This is a genomic window from Paraburkholderia caffeinilytica, assembly GCF_051027425.1.
Lineage (GTDB): Bacteria > Pseudomonadota > Gammaproteobacteria > Burkholderiales > Burkholderiaceae > Paraburkholderia > Paraburkholderia caffeinilytica_A.
Genome location: NZ_CP186552.1, coordinates 469,134 through 492,405 on the forward strand (window position 1 = coordinate 469,134; position 23,272 = coordinate 492,405).

Here is a 23,272-nt window from a genome sequence, read left to right on the forward strand (position 1 = left end):
TCGCTTAATTTTTAAATAAGAGTTGCGGACCTGGCCGATGGGCTTGGACGCAGCACGTGTGGCTGAGGCTGATTTTCCGAGCAATCGGTGAGGCGGCCCAATGGAGACAAGCCCGATGCTGAAAAATCTGTCGATTCGAACCAGCCTTACTCTGATGATCATGTTCTTCGGTGCCGTGCTGCTGTTCGGCGCCGCAGCCGGACTGCTGTCGTTGCGCTCGAGCAACGCGTCGCTGCAACAGATGTACACCGTGGACACACCCGCAGTCGCCGATCTCGAAGGCAGTGCCGGACAACTGCTGCGCCTGCGTCTGGCCTTGGCGACCTACGCATCGTTGGTCGACCTGAACGATCAGGATGGCGCGAACGCCGTGCTCAAGCGTTTTGATCAGTATCAGAAATCATCGAACGATCGCCTTGCGCACTATGTGAGCCGCGCGAGCGCGGATGCCGACGAACAGCGCCTGATCAAGGACATGCAGGACAAGCGCGACACCTTCCTGCACGAGGGCATCGAGCCGGCGCTGGCCGCGCTCAAGTCTGGCGACAAGACCGCATTCGAACAGTTGCAGGCGCACAAGCTGCCGTCGCTCTACAGCGCATACGAAAAGGCCATGCTCACGCTCGAGCAATTGCAACTCGATCACGGCGCCCAGCGCTATCAGGATGCACAGGATCTGTTCTACGCGATTTGCGTTGCGGTGGGGATCGGTATGGCGTTGTCGCTGCTGGGCTCCTTGATCGGTCGGGCGGTCATGGTGCGTGCAATTGTCAATCCGGTCGACGCAACCATTGCGCAGTTTCAGCGGATCGCCAATGGCGATCTGACCAGCAAGATCGACGTGACAAGCAATAACGAAATGGGCCGTCTGGCCGAAGCATTGCGCAAGATGCAGGACTCGTTGATCGAGACGGTGACGGCAGTGCGTCACGGCACGGAATCCATCGATACGGGCGTGAGCGAGATTGCGGCGGGCAATACCGATCTGTCGCAACGTACTGAGGAACAGGCTGCATCGCTTGAGGAAACGGCGGCCAGCATCGAAGAGCTGACTTCGACGGTCAAGCAGACGGCGGACAACGCGAAGCAGGCGAGTTCGCTGGCGCAAGGTGCGTCGAGCCTGGCTGCACAGGGTGGCGATCTGACGGAGCAGGTGGTGGGCACGATGCATGGCATCGTCGACGATTCGCGGCGGATTGCCGATATTGTCGGCGTGATTGAAGGGATTGCTTTTCAGACCAATATTCTGGCGTTGAACGCGGCGGTCGAGGCGGCGCGTGCGGGCGAGCAGGGGCGTGGGTTCGCGGTGGTGGCGAGTGAGGTGCGCTCGTTGGCACAGCGAAGCGCGGCGGCGGCCAAGGAGATCAAGGGGTTGATTGATGCTTCGACGGCGCGGGTGCAGGCGGGCTCGCAACTGGTTGAACGCTCGGGGTCGACGATGACCGAGATTGTCGATGCGATTTCGCGAGTGAGTTCGATTATGGGGGAGATTGCGGCGGCTGCGATTGAGCAGAGTACCGGGATTGATCAGGTGAACCTGGCTGTTGCTCAGATGGATGAGGTGACTCAACAGAATGCAGCGTTGGTTGAGCAGGCTGCTGCGGCGGCTAGTTCGCTTGAGGATCAGGCGCGTAGGTTGACTTCTGCTGTGGCTGTGTTTCAGACGGAAGGAGTTGATTTTGCCGGTCGGCGAGGGGGATTTGCTGCTGTGGGTGCTTTGAGTGGAGTTGTTGCGGGGTGATGGTTTTTTTTGCCTACGCGGCGCTTGTTGTTGCGTATCTGCTGCGTTGGTCTTTCATTGTCTGGTTGCCTGCGGCGTTGGCCTTTCCTTGCTTTGTTATTGGTTTATTAGCGTTCGCCCCTGTGCGGGGCGGGCACTTACTTCTCTTTGCCGCCGCAAAGAGAAGTAAGCAAGAGAAAGCGGCTCACCCCGCTAGCTCATAAGCGGGTCTCCCGCACAGTCGCGGTAGTGGTGCATCTGGAATCTGTGTTCTCGCACATTCGGCCTTGGTGACAAGGCCGTCATACTTTCAACGGTATCGCGCGATTCCAATCGCTCGCGAAGTTGCCCGCGCTTGATCAGACTCAGGCGCGCAACGGCAAACTAAAAACGCGACGACACGAGCGCGTACGCGTAACAGATCTGCTAGCCATAAACCGATCCGCGAAGCAGGCCGGGTGATGCACTGAAGGATAATCATGCATCTGCATCTGCATCTGCATCTGCATCTGCATCTGCAACCGCAACCGCAACCGCAACCGCAACCGCGTTTGCCAATGTGTCTCTACGTGTGTTTGCATATGCCTGCGTGTGCGTGTGCGTGTGCGTGTGCGTGTGCGTGTGCGTGTGCGTGTGCAAGTGCAAGTGCAAGTGCGTATGGGTCTACGCAGAAGCAAGTGCATACGGGCGTATGCAGAATGGCAGCGAGTAGAGCGTGCGTGCCAGGTCAAATGTAAAGATTAGTTATAATTTGCGTGTTTAGCCTGTTTGGTTGATCGTCTCAAAAAATAGGTGCGTTAGATTGTTCCTGCCGTTAGACAAAACGGCACGGGTTTAGCAGCCCGAAGTAGAGAATCGCACTACCTGCGAAAGTGGGTAGTGCCCAAGCCATGCGCGCCTTTTCTATGGGCGGGCTGTGGGGGGAGAGCCGCAAGGCTCGCCGGTTCAGATTCTCTACCCGGTCTGCTAATCCGCTCACGTGCCCGCTCACCCCATCTTTTAGCGAGTGTCGGGCGATTCAGGAACGAACCGGAAATCGCACCATGAGCAAATCTACCAACAAACCTCAAGCAACTTCGCGCGCACCCGTTGATGCGCTCCAGTACGAAAAGCTCGCGCTTTCGGCGTTCGATTTGTGCAACCGTCAGTTGGATCAACTTAAGAGACTGGTTACGCTTGCGTCCTCAATACGCAGAGCTCCTTGCATGACGAGGGACGAACGGCAAAGCCAACATGCGTTGCTGGAATTGCTTGTCGAAACCGGCGAGGCGTACGAGCGCGAGATTGAATGCGACCGCGAACTGTACCAGGTGATCGCGCTCGATGCGAAGGACGTACCTCAAAGCCGCATCACCGCCAAACGTGCCGCGAGTCTTCTATCCGAGGCAGCGCAGGCGAAGTCAGATGACAAGTCGAGCGCGAAGCCCGCGGACACCACGCGACCCAAGCCGGTGCGCACAAAGGTCGCGTCGCGAGCAGAAGCGGGCACACAGGCCTCTGTCGTTGCACACTAACCGGCACTAGTGGCCAGCACGCGGGAGCAACGAAAAAGGCGCGAGCAATTCGCGCCTTTTTCTCATTGTGACGGTGCAATTTCGCGCTCCGAAAGGGAACGCGACCTGGCCTTGGTGGCGTTGGTTTGCCTTCTGGCAAACGTATCATGCGGCCTCTGTTCCCCCAATCGGGCTTTACGCAAAGTAATCCGCTGCGTACAGCGCAAGAACCAGAACCGTTGCACCGAAGCAAACGCAAGCCCATTTCCTCACAGACCATCTGCGCCATGCGACTGCGTTAATCGTCGCTAGAATGATTGCAGGGCCAAACAAGTACGAAATCAAAAACAACCAACCCCACCAAGGGAAGGCGCATTTTCCGATTTCATGACATCCAGTTGCTATCCGATCGTGGTGGCGCGTCCAGTGGAAATGACTTAACACGGATAGGCAGATCCAGGTAAGGCCGAAGCCGTAGGCAAAGCCGCCTAAGCTCACCGCGCATCGTTTCACTTAATCTCCCACAAAAGAATATGCCTCGATTTGCTTAGTTCGGGATATCCCCGATTCCCTGACGAAATGAAGCACCATTGACGCTAACGAGATGACGATCGGTGATCTATAGGGGTAGAACTCTCGTGCTGACAAGAGTGAGCATCCAATGGACGACAACGGCTGCCAGACCCCACGAAAATAGCTGATGGGCATTTGCACTTCGCTTGCCTAACTGGTAGCCCAAGACCCCAAACAGCGCAGGTGGCGCGACCAGTATTAATGCGAGTCCGAAAATCACGTGCGCGTCGGCGCTGCACACGTCAATTCCACCGCAAAAACCCGGCTTTGGTTTGCAGAAATCGGAGTACGTCTCGCACAATTTGGCGTCTATCGACGCCCACGCAAATATGCTTGCGATCCCGATAACGCTGAAACAGGCTGCGGTGAAACATCGCCGCATCATTGAGTCTCTCAAAACAAAATTCTCTTTGAATTTCGGAAATCTGATCATCCGAATTCTGTGCTGGGACAAACGATTGAAAACCTACGACACGCGAAAACATCGCTATGACGTTAGTCGTGCCGCCGTCTGTTGGCTCTCTGGCTATACAGAGCGCCTGCTATTCCGCAAACCACGGAAAGCACTCCCCAGCATATGAAGAAAGCGTTAGCGATTGTTGGATTGGTGTCGAACAGACTACCTTTCCCGCGCAAAACAATTGTTCCCCAAAAAACAAGTCCTCCCCAACAAATGAGGCTGGGTAAGATAATTCCTGCAAGAAATACCAACAAGATTCTCATGACGCACCTATACGGACACGGACGTCGCAGTTCAACGCACCGACAACGCACAGAGCTCATGCACCACTGATGCAACACAATTCGACGACTTTAGCGGGTTGTCATTGCCATACAAAAGCATAAAAACTCACATAAAACAGGGCAGTTCCTGCGATAAGTATCGACGCGGTAACGGCAACACGAGACACGGTAAGCTCTTTCGCTTGCGCAAACCCTACGATCCCCCAAGCGGCAACCGGTCCGAAAATAAAGAGAAAAGTCACTGCATAGCCGAGCCAGGAAACGCTGCAATGTTCAAAATCCCAGCATCCGTGCCAATGGCCATGGACTAACGGCCAGGAGTACCGACCTGCCAATCGACTGGCAAACAGAGCTGATTGCCAGGACACCAGGAGCCCTGCAGCCAGATAAGCCAAAAACCATGCTGCACGCTTCACTTGATTTCCCAAAAAAAGAGAATCTGTTTGGATTTGGTGAGATCGGAATACCATCCACGCGACACTCTTACGCGGAACCCAAGGACCAGGGTTGATGTGGTGCTAAATGCTGCGTGCCCCTGTTCGTGGACCGACAATCGATTCCCTCGTGCAGGAAGTGAACGCACCAGTGACGCGACACAATCTACTCAACTGTCTAGACGAGCCTGTCGACTAGCATAAGCCCCCAATGCACTGTGACTAGGCCAAGGAGTAGCAGTAACCAGGAGTGCCAGCTCCGCTGCCGCTTGCTGAACACCGCTCCTGCGAAACCGAACACTGTAGCTGGTCCGAGCACAACCAAAAAGAAAACGAGTTCGTCCCAAAAGCTCATCGGGCACTCGCCAATCTCTTTACAGCCATATCGAATGCAGAGATGGGGGAAGCGGGCACAAATGGTTTCATCAATACCCATCCAAAACCACAGGCTGACAAATCCCAACATTGCAAAGACAACTGTGGCGGCCACTCGCCTCATTTAATTTCCCAAAAGAGAATGCGCTTCGAGTTCCGAAGATCAGACCAGCCAACAGTATGCCCGGGCCAGAACGACTGCCGGCCTAACATTCGACCGATCGTCGCGAACGCATCAGCGCCTCCGCTGATCGTCAGCCGCGTACCATTCCAGAGATCTATGTGCCCACCGCTTGCATCGGCCACTTTCTCATGCTCGCGGGTCCAGTAGCCCGTAAATTGAATAATACCTGTGCGATCTTTTACCTTTGACTCCCAATCTGGACCAGTAATGTTCTCCGCTCTCGAAAGCCCCGCGATGGGGCGCAGTTGCAACCATTCTCCCAGCTCGTCCGCGCGCGTGGCGGTAGCTTTGCCGCCAAGCAGAATACGCCCGATGGTGTGCTGACCTGAAAGTGGTTTAACCAGTTTTTCAGAGAATGATTTCATCTCGATGCCAACACGATGAAACGTTACGCTCATACGGATTGCACACTGATTCTCGTAGGCCGGATTATCGTAAGGATCTCCCACTGGATAGTTATCCCACAACTCCTGAAACGTCAGCATCTTCAGCTTCACCACCTTGATAGAACCAGGTGTCGAGTTGGTTCGCACCACGGTCGGCTTGTTCGGCATTGTCAGTTTCCTTGCTGTTTCGCGAGGGCGTCGTCGCCCCAAAGTACGGTGTACTTGTCCGAAGATTCCGTATAGACGCGCGGCAGAAGACGACTGGAATCCAGTCGCCCCGAAACCACGCGACCATCCTCGGTTTCAATGAAGTAGGGATAGTCTTCGAACCGATCGCCTTGATCCGCTTCGATCTGTTCGTCGTAAGCGCCCACGACAACAGACGAAACTCCACCATCCGCTGTCTTGCTCGAAGTCACCGTGCCCATCGACTCGACCATGTCATCGTGTCGCGACGTGTTTTGCATGACGGCCACCATGCGCGGTGGCCTGGAACATTTGCAAAGCAGAACGTCACCCGCGAGCGCGATCTCAGCGCCACAATGCGTTCTTCGCATCGGACCACCTGCCTTGGCGATGACGCCAACACTGCTGCACGCATTGCAGAACGCAGTGCCACCGATGAACGCAACGGCAAAACCCATGATTGAACTCGGGACGCCGATCGTCATGGGTTCGATATAGCCGCCTGTTTCGGGTTGGTCACCCACGCAGAGAACCAGACGCATCATGTGCGGTTCTCCCATCTCGCGATGGCCGGTGAGTCGATTGTGACGAACAGATAAAGTGCTTTGTCGGCGGCGATATTTGCCATGGGCCTGTCTCCTATAGGGTTGAAAAACTTATCTGTAGAGCCTGGCTCTTTTTATTGGAGAGCGGTATTGGACGCATCTGAGAATGCGTCAGAGATATCCGAATGTGTGTAAGACATTGGACGAAAAAAGGCCCGCTGAGCGCGGGCCTTGTAACACGTTACTTCAGATCATCAACGCATCTAGCGATGCGCGGCGACGAATCCCTCAACCAAACCGACCTTGCGCGCCACATCAAGCGTCGTGAAGATCAAACCAAACTCAAACCTTCACCGCATAGCAGCGTAATACTTAGCCACAGCGTCAATCTCACCAGCAGTCATCTGCCGCGCCACATTCCGCATTTGCTCATTGATATCGTTATGCCGGGCACCGGAAGCAAACGCCCGCATCTGCGCAGCGAGATAAATAGACGATTGCCCTCCAAGCCAAGGCGCCGCCCCCTTACGATCCAACTGCCCATGACAAGCCGCGCAAGGCGCAATATTCCGCTGCGGATCACCCTGCATCGCAAGCTTCACAGCATTTGCATCCGGGCTCACGCCAGCAGGCAAAACCTCGGCCGCCGGCGCGCGAGACAGCGAAGCATAATAAGCCGCCAGATCATGCAAATCCTGATCGCTGCGAGCCGCAATGATCGGCTGCATCACCGCGTTCTGCCGCACGCCGTTCTGATAGTCGCGCAACTCTTTATAGACCACGTCGGCATACTGCCCGGCCAACGCAGGCGCTGTCACCTGCACTGTCCCCAGCACGCCATGACACATCGAGCAATTCTGCGTCGCGATCGTCGCGCCACGGCCGATCGAATTCGCGTCGCCGCGCACTTGCCGCAAAGGCGGCAGAACCACAACCTCACTCGGTGCCGGGCCGGCAATATTGGCGCCACCGTACCAACTCGACGGCGCCCCCGCGGCGCTGCAAATCGTTGCCCATAAACCACGTCCGCTGAATCCACTATTCGCCGATGGCAACCAGATGAAGCCGATCAATATCGACACAACAGCAATCGCAATGGTGCCGCCCAGGCTCAAAGTGAACCACGGGTTGCGCAAGCTGAAGACGCGTTCCTGACTCATCGCTGCGCTCCGACGACAACTGCCGGCACCGACGTCTGCGGCAATCTGAGCAACTGAACGATCGGCACACTGTAGTTGACGACCGTCAGCCCGATCATCAACGCCACCCACAAGCCGAAACTGTTGAGCGCGGCCGGTACGTGCTCCACCGGTTGCACCGCGCTCGCGAAGCGGAAACTCTGTTGCTGTACCAGTGGCCCGAATTGCGACTTCGCCAGGATGTAAATGAACAGCACGCCGGACACCAGAAGAATCAATCCACCCACCGCCGACATGCCCACCCAGAACGCCTGCGATTCCATCCCCGGCATGGTGTAGTCGTAATACGCCATGCGGCGCGGCGCACCGAGCAAGCCGACGTAGTGCCACGGCAGCGTCGTCACCATCATGCCGATGAACCACAGCCACAGTTGCGTACGCACCAGCTTCATCGACACAATCGCGCGGCCGGTCAGTTGCGGCCACAGTTCGTACGCGATCGCGAAGTACATGATGACGATCGCACCGCCGAAAATCAGATGAAAATGCCCGGTCACCCACTGCGTGTTGTGCACGGTGGAGTTCAACTGGTAGCTCATGTTGATCAGGCCGCCCGCACCGCCAAGACCCAGCATCACGAACGAAAACGCGATCACCAGCATCATCGGGTTTTGCCACGGCAGTGCAGTGAGCCAGCCGAATGCGCCCTTACCGCCGCGCAACCTGCCCGCGATCTCCACCGACGCGCAGATGGTGAACACCGTCAGCAAGGTCGGCACCGACACCATGCCGGTGAACACCGCATGCAGGAACTTGAAGCCCGAACCGACCTGCGGATCGGCGAACAGGTGGTGAATGCCGATCGGCATCGCGAACACGAGGAACAGAATGAACGACACGCGCGCCATCGAATCGCTATAGAGCCGTCCGCCGATCGCGCGCGGCACCAGCGTGTAGTACGCGATGTAAGCCGGAATCAGCCAGAAGTAGACGATCGCATGCAGCGTCCACGAGAACAGGATGCGCGAGAGACCGGCATCGATCGTGTTGGTCAGGCCGAAAGCAACGGGCAAGATCTGGAACAGGATTTCGAGCGCCGCGCCGATCGCGGTCCATGCCCACAGATACGCGCCCGCCACGTTGGCGAACATCGCAAGCGGTATGGGCTTGCCGGGATTCGCGCGCCGCCAGACACGCAGATTCACGTGCATCAGCGCGACCCAGATCCACGAGCCGACCACCACCAGCACCACACCGAGGTAATAGAAGGGGCTGCCGATCATCGGCGGATAGAAGGTGTAGAGCACCGAGGCCTTGCCGAGCGCGACCGGCACCATCGCCATCACCGCGCCGATCGCCAGCAAGACGAATGCGGCCCATGCCCATTTGAGGCCGACGAGCCGCTGCGCGAGCGCGAGTTCGACGATCGCGTAGCCGAAGCCCATCGACACCAGGGTGGGCAGCACATAAGCCATCACCGAGCCATGCGCGGTCACCGACCGATAGTAGAGCTCGGGGTCGCCGACCCATGGCACCAGTGGGCTGCGCACCAGCATCTGCCACGCGCCGAGCAGCAGCGCGACCAGAAACGCAATGAAGGCCAGCCAGAAATGCGCGAGAACGAGTCGCTTAGCGAGAAACACAGCTGAGCCTCCGTGATTGTCGGGCTTGCTCGAAGAACGTGGCTTTGTCGATGACCTTTACATGCGCCCACATGGTCTGGTGGCCGAAGCCGCAGAACTCGTGACACGGCATGGTGTGATCGCCGGCCTTGTCGAAGCGCGTGTTCAGCGTGGAGACATAGCCGGGCACGACCATCGTGTTGATGTTGGTGTCGGTCACGAGCAGGCCGTGCACGACGTCGGCACTGGTCGTGCGGATCGTGATCGGCGTGTCGGCCGGTACCAGCAGACATTGCGGCGTGAACGAATACTGTTGCGCGACGAAACGCACGACCACCGAGCCATCCGGTTCGACCGCGCTGCCGAGGTTGTCTTCGACGAATTCGCCGGACAGTTGCAGGCGCGCAGGATCGATCGTCTCGACCCGCGACGGCGGCATCATCGCCCAATGCAGCCCCGAGAACACGATGACGACAAGCATCAGCACGATCAGCGCCGTGGCGAAAATCGCCCAGCGGCGCTCGGCACGTAAGGCGACTTCGTGGCCGCTGCCGGGTTGGTGATTGGTATCGGTCGACATGGTCAATGGATGACGCCGCGCGGCAGAAACACAAGGAAGTAGAAGCCGAACCAGATCGCCATGACGATCAGCGCGGCGACACCGGCCACGGCGATCGCGCCGTGCGAGCCGGCTGCGACGACGCGTTCCACGTCTTCATCCGTTGGCGGAGCCGCGTTGTGGGTATCGTTCGCTTCCATCTAGAGTTTCTCCAGTGCAGCGGTTCAGGTTCAATGCAGCGGCGCCTTGCGCAACTCGTTGACCTCACGGGCCGTCACCGGTTTGCCGTGGTTGCCCCACGCAGTGCGGATATACGTGACGACGGCGGCGGCATCGGTGTCGTTCAATTCCTGACCGAAGGGAGGCATGCCGTACGGCTCGGGATTGCGCATGGTGCCAGGCGGGAAGCCGCCATTGAGCACGATGCGGATCGGGTTGACCGCGGAGTCCATTTCGATCGACTGATTGCCGGCAAGCGGCGGGTAATGCTGCAACTGGCCTTCGCCTTTTGCCCCATGGCATAGCGCGCACTTGTCGGCGTAGATCTTTTCGCCGAGCGCGAACACGTTGGTGTTGGTCGGCGCGGACGGCCCCGATTTGCGGCCCTGATTGTTCGGCAACGTCTTGAGATAGACCGCCATTGCCTTGACGTCGTCTTCCGTCATGTACTGAAGGCTGTGATAGGTGACTTCGGCCATCGGTCCGTACACGGCGCCGCGATCGGAAATGCCCGCTTGCAACAGGTCGACGATGTCCTTGATGCTCCAGTCGCCGAGACCGCCGTCCTTATCGGACGTCAGCGAGGGCGCATACCAGTTCTGCACCGGGATCAGACCGCCGGCGAACTGTTCGCTTTGTGACGAGCCGCCGAGCATGTTGATCTTGGTGTGGCACATCGTGCAGTGTCCGAGTCCATCGACCAGATACGCGCCGCGATTCCATTCGACCGATTTGGTCGGGTCCGGCTGGAATTCGCCTTCACGGAAATACAGCGTGCGCCAGCCGTATAGCAGCTTGCGCTGGTTGAACGGGAAGCGCAGCGTGTGCTTGTGATTCGGCTCGCGTACGGGTGCCACGGATTTCAGGTACGCGAAGATCGCGTTCGAGTCTTCACGTGTGACCTTGGTGTATTGAGCGATCGGCATCGCGGGGTAGAGCAGTGTGCCGTCCGGCGTGCGGCCGGTGCGCATCATCTTGAAGAACGCTTCTTCACTCCATGTGCCGATGCCGTACTGCGCATCCGGCGTGATGTTCGGTGAATACAGCGTGCCGAACGGCGTGTCCATTGCGAGGCCGCCGGCGAACAGCTTGCCGCGTGGCGCGGTATGGCAGGCGACGCAGTCGCCGGCGCGCGCCAGATACTCGCCGCGTTTGACGATGTCGGGGCGGGTGTCGGCTTTGTCGCCAGTCGCCGGTGCGGCTGTTGCCGTCGTTGCTGGTGTTGTTGCCGTTGCTGCAGGCGCGGTTTCAGCGGCGCCTGCTTCAGCGATCAGCAGCGCATGCTGTGCGCTGGAATGCGTGACGCTACCGGCGACGATCAGGCCGGCAACCAGCAAACCGGATACGAGCGACGCAGCGGCGCAACGGCGCTTCATCATGGCAAGCAAAACAGGGCGGATCGAGCGGAGTGTCGGCTTCATTGCGGTTGGCTCCCGCATGCGAGAGGCAACCGCCCGGCGGACGCCGGCGCGGGCCGCGGATCGGCAGGGCGGGGCTGGCGCGCGAGCCAGCTCGATACCGCGGTAATGTCCTTGTCGGTCAGCTTGACGGCGATCGAATGCATGCAGTCAGGTGCGAGCGCGTGACGTGTGCCCGAACGCCACGTGCCCATCTGCCCGGCGATGTAGCTTGCATGCAGGCCGAGCAGGCCCGGAATGCCAGGTTGCGTACCCGTCATGCGCGCGCCATGACATGCGATGCACGCCGGAATCTTGCGCGCCGGGTCGCCTTGCGTGACGAGCCGTTGTCCGGCTGCGAGCACTGCGGGTGCGACTTCAGTGTGGTCGGCATTGGGGTACGGCGGCTGCAGGTCGGCGAAGTACTGACTGATCTTGCGCAGATAGTCGTCGGGCAGAAAGGCGAGCAGATAGCCCATCGGCGGATAGGTGCGACCGCCGTCACGAAACGCGGTCAACTGATTGAACAGGTAGTCGGCCGGTTTGCCGGCGATACGCGGGAAATAGTCGTTGTTCAGGCCTTGGCCTTGCACGCCGTGACACGAAGTACAGGCGCGCACGCGCTCGTCCATGGCCGAGGGCATCGCGCCCGATGCGTTAGTGGCTGCGAACGCCACGCCGCTCCACACGACGTAAAACGCCATCAGGATCGAAAATCCAATAGTTCTACGATGCACGCCAGGCCTCGCCGGGGGAACGGTTATCTTCGCGTTTTTTTCTCATGCATTCGCTTATAAATTCGAAGGGCGATGCATGACAAGCCTGCTAATTCTTCTTTTATAACGACTGCATGGGCAGCAAATCGAAACAGACTTATTCAGGAGGCGCAGTGTAGCTATCGATACGACGACGTAATCGCTTTATAAAACGATGATCTGCCTGAGCGCGCCTATGGGTGGCGGCTTTCGGGCTGCTGCGGTAACGCTTGATGCGTCTGGTGGATGCATGGCAGGTTGCAGGAATTCATCCGGTACGTCAATAAAAATTGGTAGTCCAAATGGTGACGCACCTGATCAGCATAGTCGCCGATCAGAGCGCTTTCAATATTTATTCGGTGCCTGGTTTTAATGCGAATTGCATCGCCGAATGCGAATGACGCGCGGCGCGATTTTCCTGTCGGGATTTGTGCGTCGCAACGCGTGCATCGCGACGCCGGGCGCGTCAACTGAAGAGGTGCATCAGCGCTGTGCGTGCATTGCTAACGCGTTCGCTTTCGCCGATTCGTCCCGGCAACAGATGAAACTCGACGGCCGGCAGTGCGGGCAACCCGGTGCCTGGCGGACAGGCCACCACCCCACCGCCGATCGACGATTCGTTCAGGCAGGAAATGCCCAGCCCGGCCTTCAACGCCAGTTGCAGCCCGGCCACCCCGGAAGCCGAATGCGACACCAGATACGGCACCTTGTGTTCGTCGAGAAGCTTCACGACGAAGCGCTGCAACTGGCAACTCGACGGCAGCAGTACCAGCGGATAAGGCGTGGCCGGCCGCGGACTGGTATCAGCCGCGCAGACCCACAGCAGTTTCTCGCGCCGCACCACCGTGCTTTGCGCACTGGCGCGCCGGCCGGTGAGCCGCGTGTTCGGGGTGACGAGCCGTAGCGAGAGGCCGATGTCGTACGACGCATCGTCGCCGGCGCCGCTGTCGATCACGGCGCTCGGCAGCACCGTGACGTGGAGTTTCAGGCGTGGGTGCTGTTCCGAGAACGTTTTGAGAATGCGTGCGATGTCGAGCGGACGGTAGTAGTCCGTGATGGCGATGCGCAATTCGCCATCGAGCGAGCGGCCTTGCAGGTCTTCGAACGCCGCTTCGCTCATTGCGATGATGCGTCGCGCGTGATCGAGCAGACGGCTGCCGGCCGGCGTGGCAGCGACACCCTGCTTGCTGCGCACGAAGAGCGGCTGGCCCGCGCGTTCCTCGAGCTTTTTCAACTGCTCGCTCACCGACGACTGCGACAGGAACACGCGTTCCGCGCCCGCCGAGACGCTGCCCGATTCGGCGACGGCGACGAAGGTGCGCAGTTGCGTCAAATCAAATCCGCGTTGATTCATTGTTCGGTATATCCGATGGATGTCATCTGATTTTCCGGCTTTTCCGATGGATTGCCCAGCCGTAGGATACCTCCAATTCATTCATTGCAGAGGCGGACATGGGAAACGAATCGGTTGCTGCCGTGCGGGTATCGGCTGCGCGGGCAGCAAACCATCGGTGGAAGGTACTGGGAGTCGGCTTTGCGGCGAACGCGAGTTTTTCGGCCGCTTTCTCGGGAATTCCGACTACGGCTGTTTTTCTGCGCTCGGGTTATCACCTCGGCAACGATGGGTTGGGACTGGTGCTCGGCATGCTCGGTCTGGGCATCGCAGTGAGCGAACTGCCATGGGGACTGCTGACCGACCGTTGGGGCGATCGTCGCGTGCTGCTGCTTGGGCTTCTTTCGACCGCAGCGGCGCTAGCCGGGCTGGCATTGTTCGTGGTGCCGTCCGGCGCGCATGTGCCGGGCGTGGTGACGCTCGCGCTCGGCTTGTTGCTGGTCGGCCTGCTCGGCGGCAGCGTCAACGGTTCGAGTGGCCGCGCGGTGATGGCCTGGTTTCGCGAGGGTGAGCGCGGCCTGGCGATGAGCATCCGGCAGACCGCGGTGCCGGCCGGCGGTGGCCTGGGGGCGCTGATCCTGCCGGCGCTCGCCTCGAGATTCGGTTTTGCCAGCGCGTACACCGTGCTGGCCCTTGCGTGTGCGACCACGGCGGTGTTCGCATGGTGCTGGCTGCACGAACCTTCGCATGCCGAAGCAAACGACGCGGGTACGGTTCGCAGCGCCGCGGCTGCGGCCGCGGGTGCGCATGCGGCAGCAGCGCCGGTGAGGGTTTCGCCGTTGCGCGATATCGGCATATGGCGTGTGGCGCTCGGCGCCGGCGCGCTGTGCGTGCCGCAGCTTGCCGTCGTGACGTTCGGGACTGTTTTCCTCCACGATTTCAGCCGGGCGGGTGTGCTCACCATCAGTGTGACGATGGCGGCGGTGCAAACGGGCGCTGCAATTGCGCGGGTCTGGAGCGGTGCGTGGACCGATCGGCATGGCAATCGACGCGCCTACATGCGTACCTGCAGTGTGCTGACCGCGGTCCTGTTCGTCGCGCTCGCCCTGGTGACGGGACTGGCCGGTACGCACCACGCGGCGATGACGGCGGTGTTCGCGTTGATGGTCGTGCTAGGCGGCATCAGCGCGTCCGCATGGCACGGCGTTGCCTTCACGGAACTCGCCACACTCGCGGGAACGAGCCGGGCAGGTACCGCACTCGCAATCGGCAACACCTGCGTGTTTCTCTCGCTGTTTCTGACGCCGCTTGCGATTCCATTGTTGTTGTCGGTGGGTTCGTGGCCGACGGTATGGGCGGTCGCCAGTGTGTGCGCTTTGATCGCGCTGCCGGTATTTCCGCGGACGGCACTCACTAGCAAGCGGGTGGCGCCACGCGCTTGCGATGCCGCGTGACGAGGTAATGGCGACCGGCGGCGCGATGCTGCCGGATCCTATTCGTTGTTGTGCATGCGACGGGAGCGGTAGAGTGCGCTCTCGTCGCTGCATTGTTTCTCAGTAAAAAATGAGCATCGAGAGAAGAATTTTTACGTACTCGATTCGCATAATCGCTTATTACTATTTTGATAGCGACGCGATGGACGATTAAATTATCGGCGGGTTTCAGAACGCTCCGATTTTTGCTCGGTTGTAGTGGTGGTTTTATTGCTGACCTCGGCATGTCACCGCATGCCAGGAGGTCGTAAAAGCAAGTGTGAAGCGAGTGGAATTTCCCCTACGCATTCGCCGAATACACCTACAACAATCGAGAGAAATCATAGTGAACCTTCGAGTTATTCTGGCGGACGATCACCCCTTCGTTTTGCTTGGCGTTCGGGCCACGCTGGAAATGCACGCCGGTGTCACCGTCGTCGGCGAAGCGGTGACGCCTGCTTCATTGATCAAACTGCTACAGAGCACGCCATGCGATGTGCTCGTCACCGACCTGACGATGCCGGAAGAATCCGGCGCGGTCGAAGACGGCCTGGACCTTGTCAGGCGAATCCGATCCAGCTGGCCGTTGTTGCGTATCGTCGTGATGACGGCTCTGACGAACACTGCGATTCTGCGTGTGGTGGTGTCAGATGGCGGAGTCAGCTTGCTCAGCAAAAGCGAAACAATGGACGAGCTTTGGCAAGCGATCGAGGCGGGCGGAAAGGGACAGGTATACGTCGGCCGGTCCATTATCGACGCGCTTGCTCAGCCTCAGGACGATGCATGCGACCTGTTGCCGGTTTCATGTTTATCCCGCAGACAGGCGGAAGTGGTGAGAATGTCCGTACGCGGTCATTCAATCTCCGAGATTGCGGTAGCGCTCGGATGTCATCGTCGAACCGTCAGCCGTCAAAAACGCGAGGCAATGGCTAAACTCGGCGTCGCCAACGATCCCGGTCTCTTTTCTTATATCCGTGCACACGGAGTTTATGAAATTTAAATCGTATCGCTAATCAATTATCAAGACAGGTTCATTGGGTCATTTCAGAGCGATCTTATGTCTATTCTCTGAAGTATGTTTAATGATTGCGGAACGGCCAGTTGCTCCGGAGAGAGCGACAGGGAATCTAGATACGGGGGAGAAATAGACGATGAACGATAACGCTGACTTAAGCATACCTGTTCGAACCATCATCGCTGACGATCATCCACTGGTTCTGTTGGCGATCGAAAATCTGATGGTGAGTTATCCGAATATGCAAATCGTCGGCCGTGCTGCCGACGCCACAGAACTTTTCAAGGAAGTCGAGCGTATTCCGTGCGACCTCGTTCTGATGGACCTCTACATGCCAGGAGGCTTCTGCAGCGATGGACTGGAAGCAGTGAGGCAGTTCAAGCTGCGCTATCCCGATGTTGCACTTGTCGTACTCACCATGGAAACCGAAGCTGCCGCGCTGAGAAAGGTCATCGCGCTCGGTGTCGATGGGTTGATCAGCAAACGCGACCGGATCGATCTGATTCACGTGGCAGTCGTTACAGCGCTGGCTCGCGAGTGTTATCTCGGGCCGGCGGTGCGATCGCTGATTGCGGACGCAACGGTAGCGCAGCGGCTCGATTTTGTCCGGCACATGCTGTCGCGCCGCGAGCTTGAGGTGTTTACGCAATACGCTTCCGGGTTTGGTGTAACGGAGATCGCCACGCGGCTCGGGCGCAGTGTCAAGACAATCAGCGCGCAGAAATGTACCGCGATGCGCAAGCTCGCCTTGCGTAGCGACGCGGAACTGTTCCGCTTCGCCGTCGAGCACGGCGTGATCCCTGAAGATTGCCTGCAAAACCGGCGCTGAGCCAACGAGGCGCCATGCCGGTCCGGTGGCGTGGCGAATAGAAGATGTACTTGGCAGATCCCGGGGAGGCACTTTGCGTGCAGGGAATGCCAGTCGATAAGACAACAAAAAATGACACAAAAAATCCGCGTCATCGTGGCCGACGATCACGATTGCGTTCGTATTGGTGTGATGCGCCTGCTGCAGGGGGCGCCCCACATCGAGATAGTCGGCGAGGCGCACGACACCCAAACGCTGGCCGAGTTGCTCGACGGCCATGCATGCGACGTTGTCGTGTCGGATATCGGCATGCCGGGCGTTGACGGTGCGAGCAACGTCGTGTCTTTCCTGCGCCGGTTGTTCCGGGCGCGGCCGCACCCCTACGTCGTCGTGCTGACGATGATCTGCCATGCGCACATGCTTTCTGGATTGTTGCACCTCGGCGTGGCCGGAATTGTCGATAAGCGCGATACCGCCACGGCATTGATCGAAGCAATCGAGGCAGCAGTTAGCGGTCATGTTTATCTATCGGATCAGGCACGCATTGCGATAGATGCGTCCGACGCACCGCCGCAACCGCGCGCGGGTGTGTTGAGCGCGCGCGAATGGGAGGTATTCCAGCTCTATGTGCAAGGTCTGGCAGTCCACGAAATCGCGACGCGTCTGCAGCGCAGCGGCAAGACCATCAGCACACAGAAGCGTAGCGCGATGCGCAAGCTTGGGCTCGAGACTGAAAACGACCTCATCGATTACGCGAGACAGATAGGGTTGGCCTGACAGTCACGTGAGAGAACTGACCTTTGAGCGCTCGACGATTCCTAAGACTTTCGGAGTCTTCTGATTGGTTGAGTGACGTTGCCGTTTCATAGTTCTGAATTAGCTGAGGCTCGCTGTCCAATGCGCACCTGGTGAAAGCAGTCATTTCGCCCCGCTGGACAGTAACGAGCCTGGTGAATTCAGGCAGATGTTTAACGGCTGGAGTGCTGCGCCATCTGCCATTCGCACGAAAACTGGGAGGCGGAATGGTGGCGTTGGGCAAGCGGTTGTTGGTCGAGGGTATCGGGACGGGATGGGTGGTGTTCATCGGCTGCGGCAGCATTGTATTGAACACCGGCGCGGTCCAGCAGGGCTACGGCGTGCTCGAGGTATCACTCGCGTTCGGCCTCGCGCTCGTCACGGCGAGCTACGCATTCGGCGCCATCTCCGGTGCGCACTTCAACCCGGCTGTCACGATCGGTTTCACCGTCGCGCAACGTTTTCCGGTTCGGGATCTACTGCCCTACATTGCCGCCCAGATACTCGGGGCCATTGCGGCTGCGGCGCTGCTCGCGTACGTGGCGAGTGGCCGCCCTGGCTTCGAGCTGACCGCGAGCGAATTCGCGGCGAACGGTTTCGGCGACCATTCTCCGGCCGACTATCAACTTCATTCTGCACTGGTCGTCGAGCTTGCCCTGTCGTTCGCTTTCGTCATGGCGAGTCTGATGGTGGCCTGCAGGCGAAGGTTGAATCCGATCGCACCGGTGGTCGCCGGCGCGTGTCTGATGATCGTGTACATGGTGTCGATTCCGGTTACTAACGGCTCCATCAATCCCGCTCGCTCGACCAGCCAGGCGTTATTCGTCGGCGATTGGGCACTCGACCAGCTCTGGCTGTTCTGGGCGGCGCCGTTGCTGGGCGGTGTCGCCGCCGGTGCGCTGTTTTCATTTCTCAGCGGCAAGTGCGGCCGGCAGGCTACGCCGTTCGCTCACAAGCAGAGCGACGTCGCGTAAGTGCCTTCGGCTGTCATCTCATGAAGCGCTCTATGAAACTACAACGTGGTGTCGGGGTGAGGCGCATGGTGCGACGCGCATCGCAGTGCCTGTTTGTCGTGTTCGCGTTCGTCGTCATGCAGATGCAGTCGGCGGTAGCCCAACCGTTCACCAGTCCATCGCATCCCCCAGCCGGAGGCGCTTTTCCTGCCACATTGACCATCGGCGTTCTGACTAATGGATGGATGCCTTTCGACGGCCTTCAGGACGGTCAGCTAACCGGTTTGAGCGCCGACTATCTGCGCTCGCTCGTTGGGCCGGACGTCGTAATCGAGTCCAAAGCGTTTCCTGACATGCCGCAACTACTGGCTGCGGCCTGTGCTGGCAACGTCGATCTGGTCATGAGCATCGCTCGCACACCCGAGCGGGAACACTGCCTCAGTTTTACCGCACCGTATTTTCGGGCGTCCGCATCGGTGGCTGTCCGCCGCGACGGTGATGCGTACGCAAGTGCCGCGCAGCTTGCCGGTGCACGTCTCGCGATAGAGAAAGGGTTTGCACTGGAGCGCTCCTTGCGTGACCGCTTTCCGCGCGCCCAGCTCGAAACCTTCGCAAGTACTCACGCGGCGCTGCAGGCAGTCGCACAAGGCGATGCCGACGCTTATCTCGGTTTTACGCCTGCTGTCCAGTACGCGTTGGGCACCGAGGAATTCCGCGGGCTGCGAGTCGCTTTCGAGGAACGCGGCGGAACCACCGATTTGCGCTTTGCCGTGCCGCGCAAGCAGGCGGCGTTGCGTGACCAGCTCGATCGCGCGCTCGCTTCAATGAACCCGGCCGACGATACGGCGATCCGCGTGCGCTGGCTATCCGGCAGCTTCGACACGCAAGCTGCGTCTGCTGCCCGGCGGCTCGTGCTGACACCGGAAGAGCAAGCCTGGCTCCGTTCGCTGCCTCCCTTGCAGGTGGGTTTTGATAAAGGCTGGGCGCCTTTCAGTTATGTCGACGAGTCCGGCCATCCTGCCGGTATTACCGCCGAATATCTGGACTACTTGAGCCGCGCGCTAGGCGTAGTGTTCAACCGCGCGCACACGGCCGACTGGCCCGCCACGATCGACGCTTTCCAGCACGGCGATCTGGCGATTCTGGCCACATCCTCAAGCAACGATCCACGCCTGAAGGGCGCGTTGCACACCCGTGCATACGAAAGCTATCCACTCGTGATCGTCGGGCGGGAAGACGAACCCGCTGCACGCGCGCTCAACGATTTCGCCTCGCGGCGCATCGTGGTCTCGTCGCATATCGCTGGCTCGATTCCGTTCGCGGTTGAAAAAATTCCAGCAGCCAACATCGCTGTTGCGCCCAGTCTGGATGATGCTCTCAAGATGGTCGAGAGCGGCCAGGCAGACGTACTGGTCGGCAACGTCGCCGCCGTCGATATTCTGCTCAAGCAACATTACACCGGCGTGCTCAAGATTCTCGGCACAGTTGGCGGCCCCGACGCGATCGGCTTCGCGGTGCGCCCTGATCTGAGCCCGCTCGCGGGTTTGATCGACCGTGCGTTGCTGGCTATGCCGCCGGCCGAGAAGCAGCGCATCCGGCAGAAGTGGGTGACTGGCAGCGCGGCAGAGCAGGGAACATGGAGCGTCACCGCGGTGCGCCTTCTGCCGTTGCTGATCGGCATCGGTCTCGTATTGCTGGTCACGTTGCGCGCATATCTGCTTCTGCAACGGGAAGTCAGGCTGCGCAAGCAGACCGAACGCGAACTGGCTGCGCAACTGAATTTTCAGGAAACCATGATGGAGACGGTGCCCTATCCGCTCGTCGCTAAAGATCTGGATGGGCGCTATATCGCGATCAACCGGGCCTACGAAGAAGCATGTGGTTTGCGCCGCGATGCAGTGATCGGACGCACGACCGTGGACGTCCAGACATGGGGCGAAGCGAACGGACATGTTCTGGACGAACTTACGCGCGAGATGCTGACAGGCGGCGAGATCGCACAGGCGGAACTCCAGTTTGAACGCGGCGCAGGTGACCTGCGTCATGGTCTGTTCTGGACCCGCATCTGTCACGGCGCTGACGGCAAGCCGAGTTGCGTGCTCGGAACCATGGTCGACATTACCGACATCCGGCGTGCTGAAATGCTCGCTCGCGAAACCGAGCGGCGTCTGTTCGACGTCACGCGCTCGTTGCCGGCCGTCGTGTTTCAACTACGTCGCACCGTTGACGGCGTGTATTCGTTTCCTTATGTCGGCGGCGACACACGACATTTGCTGGGCAGCAACGGTGCTTCGCTGATGAGCCGCGATGAGATCGATTTTCAGCGTATCTGCGAGGAGGACCGGCCTTTCGTGTTGAGCGAACTGGAACGATCGGCTCGTTGCGAAACGCCGGTGCATATGGAGTTTCGTTTCGACGGCGAGCAAGGCCTCAAGTGGGCGCGAGCGGAATTGGTGCCGCGCCGCGAGCAGGACGGCGATATTGTGTGGAGCGGCTATTGGGTGGACGCGAGCGCCGAACATGCACGCTCCGAGGAACTCGCGCGTGCGCGTGACGTGGCCGAAGCAGCTTCGCGCGCCAAAGATGATTTTCTCGCGATGATGAGTCACGAGATTCGTACGCCGATGAACGGCGTGCTTGGCCTTGTCGAGGTGCTGGAACGCACGCCGCTCAACGTGGATCAGGGTGAAATGCTGAGCATGATCCACGAGTCGGCGGGCGCGCTGCTGCAGATTCTGGACGACCTTCTCGACTACTCGAAAATCGACGCGGGCCGGCTGACGATCGAAGCGGAACCTATCGATATGCGTGAGCTGGTCGATAACGCTGTCGGTTTGCTCGCTGGCCGCGCGCATGAGAAGGGGCTGAAGGTGCGTGTGGATATTGCGCCCGAAGTCGCCGCCACGCTGCGAGGCGATAGCGTGCGATTGCGTCAGATTCTGTTCAATCTGCTCGGCAACGCCATCAAGTTCACACCGGAAGGCGAGGTCGACGTGCAGGTTGCGGTTGTCGACCAGACTGGCGACGCTCAGACGCTTGAGATGACCGTTAAGGACACCGGCATCGGCATCGCGCCGGAGGTGCAGACGCGGCTGTTCGAGCCGTTCGTGCAGGCGGAATCGTCTACGACCCGCCGCTTCGGCGGTACCGGCCTGGGCCTGACGATCTGCCGCAAGCTGATCGACCTGATGGAGGGCGCGCTCGAACTGCATAGCGAACCTGGGGTCGGTACGCGCATGACTGCGCGCCTCACCATGCCGGTGGAATCGCAGCGCTACTCCGTGAGCGGCTTGCGCGGCAAACGCGGCATCGTGGCGACGGGTGACACACGGGTCGCGCAGGCGCTGATGCATTTCGGCCAGGCTCTCGGACTCGAGTTGCACTGCGTGTCGCCTGATGCGGCGGAACTCGGCGAACCGGCCGCTTGTGAGGACGTGGATATGATTTTTGTGAGTGAAGACAGGGTGCTGCCTGCAAGCGTCGGATCCGGTTCGCGGATCATCTGCCTGACCGAGAAACCGAAGCCGACCGGCTATCGCATCCTCGACAACACGGTGCGTGTCAGTATCAACCCGATCTCGTGGCGCGGCCTCGGCGTGGCGTGCGCCGCGGCGATGACGGGGCTGCCTTCGGTGGCGCCGCGTGCCGCCGGCATGCCGCGCGTGACTGAAGGCGCCAATGTGCCGCCGGACCGTGAGCGGGCCATTGCTAGCGGACGGCTGATCCTGGTTGCGGAAGACCATCCGGTCAATCAGGAATTGATCCGTCATCAGTTGGCCTTGCTTGGGTTTGCCTGCGACGTGACGAACGACGGCGTCGAGGCACTGGCCGCGCTCGAACAAACCAGCTATGGATGTCTGATCACGGACTGCCATATGCCGAACTTGTCCGGTTACGAGCTGGCGCGACGTATCCGGGAGCTGGAGCAGGGCGGAGCGCACCATCTGCCGATCCTCGGTATTACTGCGAATACCGCGCCAGAAGACCTGACGCTATGTCGTGACGCAGGCATGGATGATTGCCTCGTCAAGCCGACGCGGCTCGCCACGCTGCGCGACTATTTGAGTCGTTGGTTCGGCACGGACAGTGCATGGCAAGCCGCACCCGCTGAAACGGTCAGTGCGCCGCCGACTTCCGGTCCGGATACCCGCGGAGGCCCCGAGCCATTTGTTCCGGTCGACCTGAGTCACATGACGCAGTTGTGGGGGAGCGAATCGACGGTTAAGGCGTTGCTCGATTCGTTTGTTTCTTCGGTGCGTGAAGACGTGCAGGCGCTATCGCAGCTACTCGAGCAGGCCGAAATCGAGCGTCTGCGCGAGTGGCATCATCGCGTGGCAGGGGCGGCGAGCGTGTTGCAGTATCCGCCTCTGCTCAATGCGCTGGAAAACTATCGCCGGGACATTACCGTCAAGACGCCGGAGCGCTTGCGTAGTGACGGGGCGGTGTTGGCGCGCAAGTGCAATGCGATGCTGGATGGAATCGAGGAGCAGGCTGCATTGCTCGCATGACGCTGCTTCGCGCAGCAGCGAGGCGGGGCGGGGCATGATCGGCTCGGCGATCGCATT

Annotated in this window: 18 protein-coding genes; 8 read left to right on the plus strand and 10 right to left on the minus strand. The window is 59.5% G+C overall.

Translation table 11 applies throughout. The features are described 5' to 3' along the window. Nucleotides 1–115: 115 nt before the first annotated feature. Together ACOSV0_RS02075 and ACOSV0_RS02080 are read left to right on the plus strand one after the other, a co-directional pair. Nucleotides 116–1,741, plus strand: coding sequence for a methyl-accepting chemotaxis protein (locus ACOSV0_RS02075; RefSeq protein WP_434108407.1), 1,626 nt, complete (start codon nucleotides 116–118; stop codon nucleotides 1,739–1,741). A gap of 1,022 nt (nucleotides 1,742–2,763) precedes the next feature. Beyond that, the gene (locus ACOSV0_RS02080; protein ID WP_434108409.1) at nucleotides 2,764–3,234 is read left to right on the plus strand and encodes a hypothetical protein; all 471 of its coding nucleotides are present in this window, start codon (nucleotides 2,764–2,766) and stop codon (nucleotides 3,232–3,234) included. A gap of 1,376 nt (nucleotides 3,235–4,610) precedes the next feature. On the opposite strand, the gene ACOSV0_RS02085 is transcribed toward ACOSV0_RS02080, so the two are convergent. The 10 genes from ACOSV0_RS02085 to ACOSV0_RS02130 all read right to left on the minus strand — a co-directional run bounded on the left by ACOSV0_RS02085 (nucleotide 4,611) and on the right by ACOSV0_RS02130 (nucleotide 13,685). Beyond that, entirely contained in the window at nucleotides 4,611–4,946 is a 336-nt protein-coding gene (locus ACOSV0_RS02085) for a hypothetical protein (protein WP_434108411.1), read from the minus strand. Nucleotides 4,947–5,459: 513 nt separating this feature from the next. After that, nucleotides 5,460–6,077, minus strand: coding sequence for a type VI secretion system amidase effector protein Tae4 (locus ACOSV0_RS02090; RefSeq protein WP_434108413.1), 618 nt, complete (start codon nucleotides 6,075–6,077; stop codon nucleotides 5,460–5,462). Between the two features lie 2 nt (nucleotides 6,078–6,079). After that, complete coding sequence (locus tag ACOSV0_RS02095; RefSeq protein WP_434108415.1) at nucleotides 6,080–6,640, minus strand: PAAR domain-containing protein; 561 nt, start codon at nucleotides 6,638–6,640, stop codon at nucleotides 6,080–6,082. 350 nt (nucleotides 6,641–6,990) lie between these two features. Further along, a complete protein-coding gene (locus ACOSV0_RS02100) occupies nucleotides 6,991–7,800 on the minus strand; it encodes a c-type cytochrome (protein ID WP_434108417.1) in 810 nt (269 codons plus the stop codon). Continuing rightward, nucleotides 7,797–9,422 carry a b(o/a)3-type cytochrome-c oxidase subunit 1 gene (locus ACOSV0_RS02105; RefSeq protein ID WP_434108419.1) on the minus strand — a complete coding sequence of 542 codons (1,626 nt, stop codon included), beginning with the start codon at nucleotides 9,420–9,422 and terminating at the stop codon, nucleotides 7,797–7,799. The genes ACOSV0_RS02100 and ACOSV0_RS02105 overlap by 4 nt, the downstream gene beginning before the upstream one ends. Then, nucleotides 9,409–9,981: a cytochrome C oxidase subunit II gene (locus tag ACOSV0_RS02110; RefSeq protein ID WP_434108420.1), complete on the minus strand. Its 573-nt coding sequence runs from the start codon at nucleotides 9,979–9,981 to the stop codon at nucleotides 9,409–9,411. The genes ACOSV0_RS02105 and ACOSV0_RS02110 overlap by 14 nt, the downstream gene beginning before the upstream one ends. Nucleotides 9,982–9,983: 2 nt before the next feature. Beyond that, nucleotides 9,984–10,160: a hypothetical protein gene (locus tag ACOSV0_RS02115; protein ID WP_434108422.1), complete on the minus strand. Its 177-nt coding sequence runs from the start codon at nucleotides 10,158–10,160 to the stop codon at nucleotides 9,984–9,986. 30 nt (nucleotides 10,161–10,190) lie between these two features. Next, a complete protein-coding gene (locus ACOSV0_RS02120; RefSeq protein ID WP_434108424.1) occupies nucleotides 10,191–11,600 on the minus strand; it encodes a c-type cytochrome in 1,410 nt (469 codons plus the stop codon). After that, nucleotides 11,597–12,313 (minus strand): c-type cytochrome, encoded by a 717-nt coding sequence (locus ACOSV0_RS02125; protein WP_434108426.1) that lies wholly within the window; start codon nucleotides 12,311–12,313, stop codon nucleotides 11,597–11,599. Before ACOSV0_RS02125 ends, ACOSV0_RS02120 begins: the two co-directional genes overlap by 4 nt. Before the next feature lie 484 nt (nucleotides 12,314–12,797). Continuing rightward, entirely contained in the window at nucleotides 12,798–13,685 is an 888-nt protein-coding gene (locus tag ACOSV0_RS02130; protein ID WP_434108428.1) for a LysR family transcriptional regulator, read from the minus strand. Between the two features lie 98 nt (nucleotides 13,686–13,783). Between ACOSV0_RS02130 and ACOSV0_RS02135 the strand changes: the two genes are divergently transcribed. From ACOSV0_RS02135 to ACOSV0_RS02160, 6 genes are all read left to right on the plus strand, one after another. Beyond that, a complete protein-coding gene (locus ACOSV0_RS02135) occupies nucleotides 13,784–15,118 on the plus strand; it encodes an MFS transporter (protein WP_434108430.1) in 1,335 nt (444 codons plus the stop codon). A gap of 364 nt (nucleotides 15,119–15,482) precedes the next feature. Further along, nucleotides 15,483–16,136: a response regulator gene (locus ACOSV0_RS02140; RefSeq protein WP_434108432.1), complete on the plus strand. Its 654-nt coding sequence runs from the start codon at nucleotides 15,483–15,485 to the stop codon at nucleotides 16,134–16,136. A 151-nt stretch (nucleotides 16,137–16,287) separates the two neighbouring features. Next, complete coding sequence (locus ACOSV0_RS02145) at nucleotides 16,288–16,980, plus strand: response regulator (protein WP_434108434.1); 693 nt, start codon at nucleotides 16,288–16,290, stop codon at nucleotides 16,978–16,980. A gap of 111 nt (nucleotides 16,981–17,091) precedes the next feature. After that, nucleotides 17,092–17,736: a response regulator gene (locus ACOSV0_RS02150; RefSeq protein ID WP_434108436.1), complete on the plus strand. Its 645-nt coding sequence runs from the start codon at nucleotides 17,092–17,094 to the stop codon at nucleotides 17,734–17,736. A 245-nt stretch (nucleotides 17,737–17,981) separates the two neighbouring features. Next, nucleotides 17,982–18,728 (plus strand): aquaporin Z, encoded by a 747-nt coding sequence (gene aqpZ, locus ACOSV0_RS02155; protein WP_434108438.1) that lies wholly within the window; start codon nucleotides 17,982–17,984, stop codon nucleotides 18,726–18,728. 32 nt (nucleotides 18,729–18,760) lie between these two features. Next, complete coding sequence (locus ACOSV0_RS02160; protein ID WP_434108440.1) at nucleotides 18,761–23,215, plus strand: ATP-binding protein; 4,455 nt, start codon at nucleotides 18,761–18,763, stop codon at nucleotides 23,213–23,215. The last annotated feature ends 57 nt before the right edge of the window (nucleotides 23,216–23,272 follow it).

Coding starts and splice junctions, on each gene's coding strand:
- ACOSV0_RS02075 (WP_434108407.1), top strand. CDS start 116: ATGCTGAAAAATCTGTCGATTCGAACCAGCCTTACTCTGATGATCATG.
- ACOSV0_RS02080 (WP_434108409.1), top strand. CDS start 2,764: ATGAGCAAATCTACCAACAAACCTCAAGCAACTTCGCGCGCACCCGTT.
- ACOSV0_RS02090 (WP_434108413.1), bottom strand. CDS start 6,077: ATGCCGAACAAGCCGACCGTGGTGCGAACCAACTCGACACCTGGTTCT.
- ACOSV0_RS02095 (WP_434108415.1), bottom strand. CDS start 6,640: ATGATGCGTCTGGTTCTCTGCGTGGGTGACCAACCCGAAACAGGCGGC.
- ACOSV0_RS02100 (WP_434108417.1), bottom strand. CDS start 7,800: ATGAGTCAGGAACGCGTCTTCAGCTTGCGCAACCCGTGGTTCACTTTG.
- ACOSV0_RS02110 (WP_434108420.1), bottom strand. CDS start 9,981: ATGTCGACCGATACCAATCACCAACCCGGCAGCGGCCACGAAGTCGCC.
- ACOSV0_RS02115 (WP_434108422.1), bottom strand. CDS start 10,160: ATGGAAGCGAACGATACCCACAACGCGGCTCCGCCAACGGATGAAGAC.
- ACOSV0_RS02120 (WP_434108424.1), bottom strand. CDS start 11,600: ATGAAGCCGACACTCCGCTCGATCCGCCCTGTTTTGCTTGCCATGATG.
- ACOSV0_RS02130 (WP_434108428.1), bottom strand. CDS start 13,685: ATGAATCAACGCGGATTTGATTTGACGCAACTGCGCACCTTCGTCGCC.
- ACOSV0_RS02135 (WP_434108430.1), top strand. CDS start 13,784: ATGGGAAACGAATCGGTTGCTGCCGTGCGGGTATCGGCTGCGCGGGCA.
- ACOSV0_RS02145 (WP_434108434.1), top strand. CDS start 16,288: ATGAACGATAACGCTGACTTAAGCATACCTGTTCGAACCATCATCGCT.
- ACOSV0_RS02150 (WP_434108436.1), top strand. CDS start 17,092: ATGACACAAAAAATCCGCGTCATCGTGGCCGACGATCACGATTGCGTT.
- aqpZ (WP_434108438.1), top strand. CDS start 17,982: ATGGTGGCGTTGGGCAAGCGGTTGTTGGTCGAGGGTATCGGGACGGGA.
- ACOSV0_RS02160 (WP_434108440.1), top strand. CDS start 18,761: ATGAAACTACAACGTGGTGTCGGGGTGAGGCGCATGGTGCGACGCGCA.